Annotated in this window: 5 protein-coding genes; 4 read left to right on the forward strand and 1 reads right to left on the reverse strand. The window is 42.5% G+C overall.

The window, feature by feature from the left end:
• Positions 1 to 22 precede the first annotated feature (22 nt).
• Complete coding sequence (mnmC, locus tag CWC02_RS06230) at positions 23 to 2,071, reverse strand: bifunctional tRNA (5-methylaminomethyl-2-thiouridine)(34)-methyltransferase MnmC2/FAD-dependent 5-carboxymethylaminomethyl-2-thiouridine(34) oxidoreductase MnmC1 (RefSeq protein ID WP_138617078.1); 2,049 nt, start codon at positions 2,069 to 2,071, stop codon at positions 23 to 25.
• A gap of 179 nt (positions 2,072 to 2,250) precedes the next feature.
• Here mnmC and fabB point away from each other — a divergent pair, with 179 nt between their 5' ends.
• The 4 genes from fabB to CWC02_RS06250 all read left to right on the forward strand — a co-directional run.
• A complete protein-coding gene (fabB, locus tag CWC02_RS06235) occupies positions 2,251 to 3,465 on the forward strand; it encodes a beta-ketoacyl-ACP synthase I (protein WP_054561838.1) in 1,215 nt (404 codons plus the stop codon).
• 132 nt (positions 3,466 to 3,597) lie between these two features.
• Positions 3,598 to 4,719 (forward strand): 4-phosphoerythronate dehydrogenase, encoded by a 1,122-nt coding sequence (locus CWC02_RS06240; protein WP_138617080.1) that lies wholly within the window; start codon positions 3,598 to 3,600, stop codon positions 4,717 to 4,719.
• A 32-nt stretch (positions 4,720 to 4,751) separates the two neighbouring features.
• Positions 4,752 to 5,768, forward strand: a complete 1,017-nt coding sequence (locus CWC02_RS06245; protein ID WP_054551679.1) for an aspartate-semialdehyde dehydrogenase — start codon at positions 4,752 to 4,754, stop codon at positions 5,766 to 5,768.
• 320 nt (positions 5,769 to 6,088) lie between these two features.
• The coding region (locus CWC02_RS06250) for a FimV/HubP family polar landmark protein (RefSeq protein ID WP_283235069.1) at positions 6,089 to 8,050 on the forward strand (1,962 nt) is incomplete at its 3' end.

Raw genomic sequence — 8,050 nt, forward strand, 5'->3', positions numbered from 1 at the left:
TCAAAAGGGGCTTTTTAGCCCCTTAAATTTTATTACGAATTAGGTCACGAACAATAAAGCGGGCGGGGTGAATAGCTTGACTCACGCGTTCACTAAATGGTCTTGGTTCATTGTTTAAACAAGCAATTAAATGTTCAGCACAAAGGGGGGCACTGCACAGCCCTCTTGCGCCAAAGCCTGTGAGTACATGCAAGCCTTGCTGAGGTTTTGTTAACGTTTGGTACTGATAACGCTTGCCCAAGCGAAGATTAGCAAACGCGCTTACATAATCACTTTGTTCAGCCCATTCACCAGCCATAGGTAGATGGTCAATGAAGGTACACCTTACAGCTGCTTTCGCGGCTGTTATCTCACCTAAGGTCGTTGCAAACTCGCTGTCTGTGTAAAAACTTAACAGTTGTTCGCGATTGATGTGGTTGTCTTGCTCTTTAACTTCACGGCTTTTTGAGTTTTTTTCAAAGGTCGCGCCCATGCAATGATGGCCCTGATATTCAGGAGTAAAATAGCCCTTATGGCAAAGCACAGTCTTTAAGCGTTTTGACTGCTCGCTTGCTTGCACATGCGAGACTTGGCCGCGCACACCAACAACAGGTAGAGCTTGAGTTTGGCTAAACTGGTCACTGTGTTCACCTGCACAATTAATCACATCGCTAAATGGCCCGAATGTTTGCTCTTTGCTGTGTAGTAACCAGCCGTCAGCCGTTTTTTCGAGTTTTTCAATATGGCAATTAAAGTGACTGTCCATTTTATTATTGGTAGTGGCAGTTAACGAATTTGCCGCATTAAAGAGTGCTGTAACCAGGGCTGGTGGATTTACCCAGCCGCCTTTTGCAAAGAATACGCCTGAGTAGCCCGTTTCTACATCGGCAATTTCGTCGCCTTCTTCAGCGCTTACATTACGCATTAATTCAGCTGGCCAAAGTTCTTTATCGGCAAGGTTTTGATGTTTATCAGCTAGACCTTGTTTAACCGCGTGCTGTAATACGCCACACCACTGATGAGGGTAGTCAAAACCATCATTAAGTAATTGTTGGTAAAGACGCATCGCATATAAAAAACTATGAGCAAACATTTCACTGTGCGGTGAGTTCTTCGCTTGCAAATGCGGATAAACAGCCCCTTGTACATTGTGAGAAGCGCCCATGGCAAGTGCTTCATCTTGGCAAAAAAGCGTGGCTTTTAGGCCTCTTTTTGCTAGTGAATACAGTACACTGCTACTGGCAATACCACCGCCAATAACAGCCACATTACTCAGTTCACTTTGCTGATGTGCAAAATACACTGGCCCTGACTGTTGCTCATTAGGCTCAGTGAGCTCGCCAATCAGCATTTCGCGCTTTTTACCATAACCTTTTGCTTTACTCATGCTAAAGCCAGCTTCGATGAGCCCTCTTCTTACAAAGCCTGCGGCAGTGAAAGTGGCGAGTGTGGCATTTGATCTTGAGATAGCACGCATTTTGTTGAACAAACTCTGTTGCCACATATCTGGGTTTTTACTTGGTGCAAAGCCATCTAAATACCAAGCATCAACAATTCCTTCGCTTGGGTAGCTCATGGCGTCAATGCTGTCTTGCACGTCACCAAAGTAAAGGTCGAGTATTAGTTTTCCGCCTGCAAATTCAAGGCGATGACAGCCGGCTAAATTAATTGGGTATTGAGCAATTAGTTGCTCACTATACTTGCTTAAACTAGGCCAAGCTTTGAGTGCTTGAGCAAGGTCATCACGCTTAATAGGAAATTTTTCAAAAGAGATAAAGTGCAGGCGGGTAACACTTTTTTTACCACTATGGTCGGGTTGATTTTGAACTTCTTGCTCTGCATGCTGCCTATCAAGGTGAGCAGCAAAGTGCTGCCAGGTATTTAAAAAGTTAAGCCCCGTACCAAAGCCTGTTTCAGCAATCGCAAAGTGGTTACGGTCATGATTTTGTAATCGTTGCGGGATATGGTTTTGTTGATAAAACACATAATGTGATTCGGCTAAGCCATCGTCATTAGAGAAATAAACATCGTCAAACTGATCGGCGACAGGGGTACCAAGGTGATTAAAATGAATATGTGCGTTTTTGATCATGGTTTAACTAATTAACTACAAACTTTTTTCATTATTTTACGTGTTTTCTTTGAAATAGTCTGGCGTTATTTATAAGCTAGACATTCAGAGTACATGTGTACGCTAGAAAGCTGACCACTTCGAAAGTAATTTCAGCGTAAAATAGAACACAATTTAGTATAGAGCTAAGGTAATTACCCATGAGAAGAGCCGTTATTACGGGCATCGGTGTTGTTTCAAGCATCGGTAACAACAAAGAAGAAGTATTAGAATCATTAAAACAAGGCCGTAGTGGTATCGCGTTCAACCAAGAGTTTGCTGACTACAACCTACGTAGTAACGTATCTGGCAAAATCGATATTGATGTTAAAGAGTTTGTTGATCGTAAAGCTATGCGCTTTATGGGCGATGCAGCGGCATACGCATACATCTCAATGTCACAAGCGATTGCAGATGCTGGCCTTAGTGAAGATCAAGTTTCAAACGAGCGCACTGGTTTATTAGTGGGTTCAGGTGGTGGTTCATCTAAATGGCAAGTTGAAGCGGCTGACATTTTACGTGAAAAAGGCGTAAAACGTGTTGGTCCTTACATGGTACCACGTACTATGGCGAGCACGACTTCGGCGTGTCTTGCAACACCATTTAAAATTAAAGGTGTTAACTACTCACTAAGCTCTGCATGTGCGACATCTGCACACTGTATCGGTCACGCGGTTGAGCAAATTCAATTAGGCAAGCAAGACGTAATCTTTGCAGGTGGTGGTGAAGAGCTTCACTGGACGCTAGCAATGGAATTCGATGCAATGGGTGCATTGTCTACTAAGTACAATGAAACACCAGAGAAAGCATCACGTACATACGATGCAAACCGTGACGGTTTCGTTATCTCTGGTGGTGGCGGTATCGTTGTTGTTGAAGAGCTTGAGCATGCACTTGCTCGTGGCGCGCACATTTATGCAGAAATCACTGGTTACGGTGCAACGTCTGACGGCTACGACATGGTAGCTCCATCAGGTGAAGGCGCTGTACGTTGTATGAAGCAAGCAATGCAAGATCTTGAAGGCGGTATTGATTACTTAAATACTCACGGTACTTCAACACCTGTTGGTGATGTGAAAGAGCTTGGCGCTATTCAAGAAGTATTTGGTGGTAACTCGCCAATGATCAGTGCAACCAAAGCGATGACAGGTCACGCTCTAGGTGCAGCAGGCGTTCATGAAGCAATCTTCTCGCTATTAATGCTTGAGCATAACTTTGTTGCTCCATCTATCAACATTGATGAACTAGATGAGCAAGCTGAAGGTCTAAATATTGTAACTGAGCGTAAAGACGTTGAACTAAATACAGTTATGTCTAACAGCTTCGGTTTCGGTGGCACTAACGCCACATTAGTAATGAGCAAATATAAAGGTTAAACCTCTCCAGTATTTGCTTAAAGCCGAGCAATAGCTCGGCTTTTTCATTTGTTATAAAGTCTTAGTTGTTACCTATCCGAATACTGATAAATTCGCTACAATAGCGCCACTTTCTGCCTCTCGGACACACAAATGAAAATTCTTGCAGATCAAAATATGCCATTGGTTGAGCAGTACTTTGCCGATTTTGGTGATGTTGAGCGATTTGATGGCCGTAATCTTCAACCCGAGCAGCTGGTCGGGGTCGATATCTTGTTAACCCGCTCTGTTACCAATGTAGATAAAGCCTTACTCACTCAAGCAGATAAATTAAAATTTGTGGGCACAGCAACCATAGGTGTTGATCACATTGATACCGAGTTACTTGCTGAGCGAAATATCGCATTTAGCAGCGCACCAGGTTGTAATGCTGTGGCGGTTGCTGAATATGTTATTAGCTGCTTGTATGCCTTGAGCCAAGAAAATGCCAGCTCGTTACAAGGCAAAACCATCGGCATAGTAGGTGTTGGCAGTATAGGTAGCTGTTTACGTGATAAGTTAAGCTTGCTAGGCATGAATGTATTGTTATGTGATCCACCAAAACATGAAGCCGGTGAGCTTGCAGAGCATATTGAGTTAGACACATTACTAGCCCAAGCTGATATTGTGACTTTTCACGTGCCATTGGTTAAACAAGGGCCACATAAAACCTTGCACATGCTAGACGAAACACGCTTAAAAGCACTTAAGCCGGGCATGACGATTATCAATGCAAGTCGTGGTGATGTGATTGATAACCAAGCATTGCTAGCATTGTTTGAGCAAGGCGCAAAATTAGATTGTGTGCTTGATGTTTGGGAAAACGAACCCAATATACTGACACCTCTGCTTGATTATGTACGTTATGCCAGCGTGCATATTGCAGGGCATACACTTGAAGGCAAAGCCCGCGGTACACAAATGCTGTATCAGCAAGTATGTGAGCTTGAAGGCATCGCAGCGCTTAAGTCGCTGGACGATTTTTTACCAGAGCCAATTAGCCATTCTGTCACGCTTGGTGAAACCTTTAACCTAGACGATATAGGTCGCTTGGTGCACTTAATTTATGATGTGCGTAGCGACGATGGCATTTTACGCAGTAAATTAGCAAGCGAAGGCTTTGATAGTTTACGTAAGAATTACCCGCCACGACGCGAGTTTAGTACGTTGTCGGTGGCTGCCAACAGTGCATGCGAAGGCGCATTAGCTGCACTGGGATTTAGAATTAACGAATAAAGCCATTTGCTTTATTCAAAAGAGGAAAACACATGTCGCAAAAATTTAATGTAGCCGTATTAGGTGCCACAGGTTTAGTGGGTCGTCAGATTATCGAAACGTTAGAAGATCGTAAGTTTCCGGTAGACCAATTATTTTTACTCGCAAGCAGCCGTAGTGCTGGTGAAGAAATTCAATTTCGCGGTGAGAGCATTGAAGTAATCGATGTTGAAGAGTTTGATTTTAGCCAAGCTCACATTGGTTTATTTTCAGCAGGCGGCAGTGTCTCTGAAAAATACGCACCGATTGCGGCGGACGCAGGCTGTGTGGTAATTGATAATACCTCACACTTTCGTAATGACTACGATGTGCCACTCATTATTCCTGAAGTGAATGCATCAAGCTTAGCGGATTTCAGAAACCGCAACATCATTGCAAACCCTAACTGCTCAACGATTCAAATGCTGGTGGCACTAAAGCCAATTTATGATGCTTATGGCATTGACCGTATTAACGTATCAACTTATCAAGCTGTATCGGGTGCGGGTAAAGAAGCCGTTGATGAACTAGCCAAGCAAACAGCAAACTTAATGAATGCGCGTCCGATGGATAATGCCGTTTTCCCTAAACAAATTGCTTTTAACGTGATCCCACAAATCGACAGCTTTGAAGATAACGGTTATACCCGCGAAGAAATGAAAATGGTCAACGAAACACAAAAAATCTTAGGTGATAACAGTGTTGTGGTTAATCCTACTTGTGTTCGTGTTCCCGTGTTCTTTGGTCACAGTGAAGCGATTAATATTGAAACGCGTATGCCAGTAGATATCGAACATGTGAAGCAGCTATTAAACGATGCACCTGGTGTAGAGTTTATTGAAGACTTAGCCGATTACCCAACAGCAGTATCAGATGCAAGTGGTAACGATACAGTATACGTAGGGCGTTTACGTGCTGATATTTCGCACCCACATGGTTTAAACATGTGGGTTGTTAGCGATAATACGCGCAAAGGTGCGGCAACAAATAGTGTGCAGATTGCTGAAGAGCTTATCGCAAATTATTTATAAATCTGATGATTTAAGCTGAGCTAAATTTAAGAAAAGCGGCAATTTGCCGCTTTTTTTGTGAATTCACTGCCAAATTATTGCCGCATACGCTGTAAAAGCGTATAAACTTAACGATAACAATAAAAAAGCCTCTCAGCCGCTATTATTTAAGCTATTTACTATCAAGGTGTTGCAATAGATATTGCAAGGCAACTAAGTTATAGTTTGCAGCTGGAATAGAGCTTGCAAGAAAACATAATTAAGAATCAATTCTGCAAGAATTACTTGATGTTTAAGCAACCAAGGTTGCTGCGTTAACATTTAAAACATAAAGGATCAGCATGCGCGGTTTAGCAACACTCTTCATATTAGCGTCTGCATTGGTGGTAACACCGACATACTCTGATGAAGGCACCACACTTAAAGGCCCTAAAGGTGTCGATTATGGTGCGCAGGGGCGCTCAATTGGTCCGATCAAGCCGACCGATACACTGTGGCGCATTGCCGCTAAAATTCGCCCTGACAACTCTGTAAGTATTTATCAGGTCATGCAAGCTCTGTATGACAAAAACCCATCGTCATTTTTAGACCAAAACCTTAACCATATGCGCGATGGCGCATACCTAAAAATCCCAACAATTGCTGAAATGCGCGCGGTCAATCCAACGTTAGCAAAAGCACGTTCTGAACAAGATGATGAGCTATGGGAGAAAAAGAAAAACGGCACCCTGACTACTGCTGAAATTAATGAATCGCAAAAGAAAGTAACCCAAGCCCGTAAAGTTGATGTAGACGAAGCAAAGCAAGAGCTTAAGCAAGAAATCAACACCATTAAAACAGAGCAGGGTACGCAGCTAGTCGAGCTTCAAAAGCAGTTTAAATCGTCGGTTGAAAATGTTGAAGAAATCTTAGCTGAGAACAACAAACTCAAAAAACAATTGAGTGGTATTTCTAAAGAGCTTGAAACCGTTCGCGATCAGCTTGGTCAAGACAGTGAAATTCAAAAGCAGCTAAAAGAACTGATCACTAAACAAAATGAAATCATAGAGCAGCAAAGAGCAAAAAAGATTGAAGAGGACAGTGGGTTTAGTTTTTCGAGTTTACTGAGCAACCCATTTGTTCTCGGTGCATTAATGTTTATTCCGGCATTACTGATCATTGCTGCCGTTGTGATGTTTTTGAAAAAACGCAACAGCGCCAATGATGATACAGATGCCAGCGATGACGATGAATTTTTACCTCAAAGCCCAAGTTATAATCCTGATGATGATTTAGAACCAATTATAGAAACTGATCCACTAGTTCCTGATCCAGTCGAAGACAATGATGACTTGAGTGTGCGTTTAGATGACGACTTAGACCAAGACATGCTGCCAGATGATGACATCATTTTTGACGACAGCATTGATGATAGTTTCGATGAAGATGACAGTGTTTTAAATCAAGATGAGCTAGAAGGGCTTTTAAGTGATGATATTGAGTTTAGCGATGATTCATCTAATAGCGCTGACGATAATGATTTAGATGCATTTTTACAGCAAGATTTCGATCAAACCGATGACGACAGTTTAGGTGATGAAATAGACCTAGATAGTGAACAGTCTCCAGCAGATTCATCGGGTGATATTTTAAGTGCTGATGACATTGATGACCTATTTGATACTGATGAAGGTGACTCGTTAGATAACGCTAATGATGAAATGGCAGCGCTTAGTGAAGAGCTCGCAGAAGATGACGCTGAAGATGATTTTGACATTGATAGCTTAATTGATGAGCAAAACAGCACGGATTCTAATCAAGATGTAAACCTAGACGATATTGATGACTTACTCGATGAAAATAATGATGCCTCAACAACTAACGTTGAAGCAGAACTAATCGATGAAGATGATTTCGATATTGACAGCTTAATTGATGAAGCGCAAACAGACGAGCCAGCAGCCGAAGCTAACGAAGCATTAGAAAACGACGATCTTGATGATGCGCTGGATGTTGATGACATTGACTCGCTATTAGATGAAGCTCAAGAAGAAGCGCCAGCCGAAGAACCAAGCGCGGATGAACTCATCGATGAAGATGATTTCGATATCGACAGCTTAATCGATGAAGCACAAACAGAAGAGCCAGCCGCTGAAGCTAACGATGCATTAGAAAACGATGATCTTGATGATGCGCTAGATGTTGATGACATTGACTCACTATTAGATGAAGTTCAAGAAGAAGCGCCAGCAGAAGAACCTAGCTCAGACGATTTAATCGATGAAGATGAGCTTGATGATGCTCTCGATGTTGATGACATTGAT

Origin of the sequence: Pseudoalteromonas sp. S2721 (genome assembly GCF_005887425.1) — a bacterium.
Taxonomy (GTDB): Bacteria; Pseudomonadota; Gammaproteobacteria; order Enterobacterales; family Alteromonadaceae; genus Pseudoalteromonas; species Pseudoalteromonas simplex.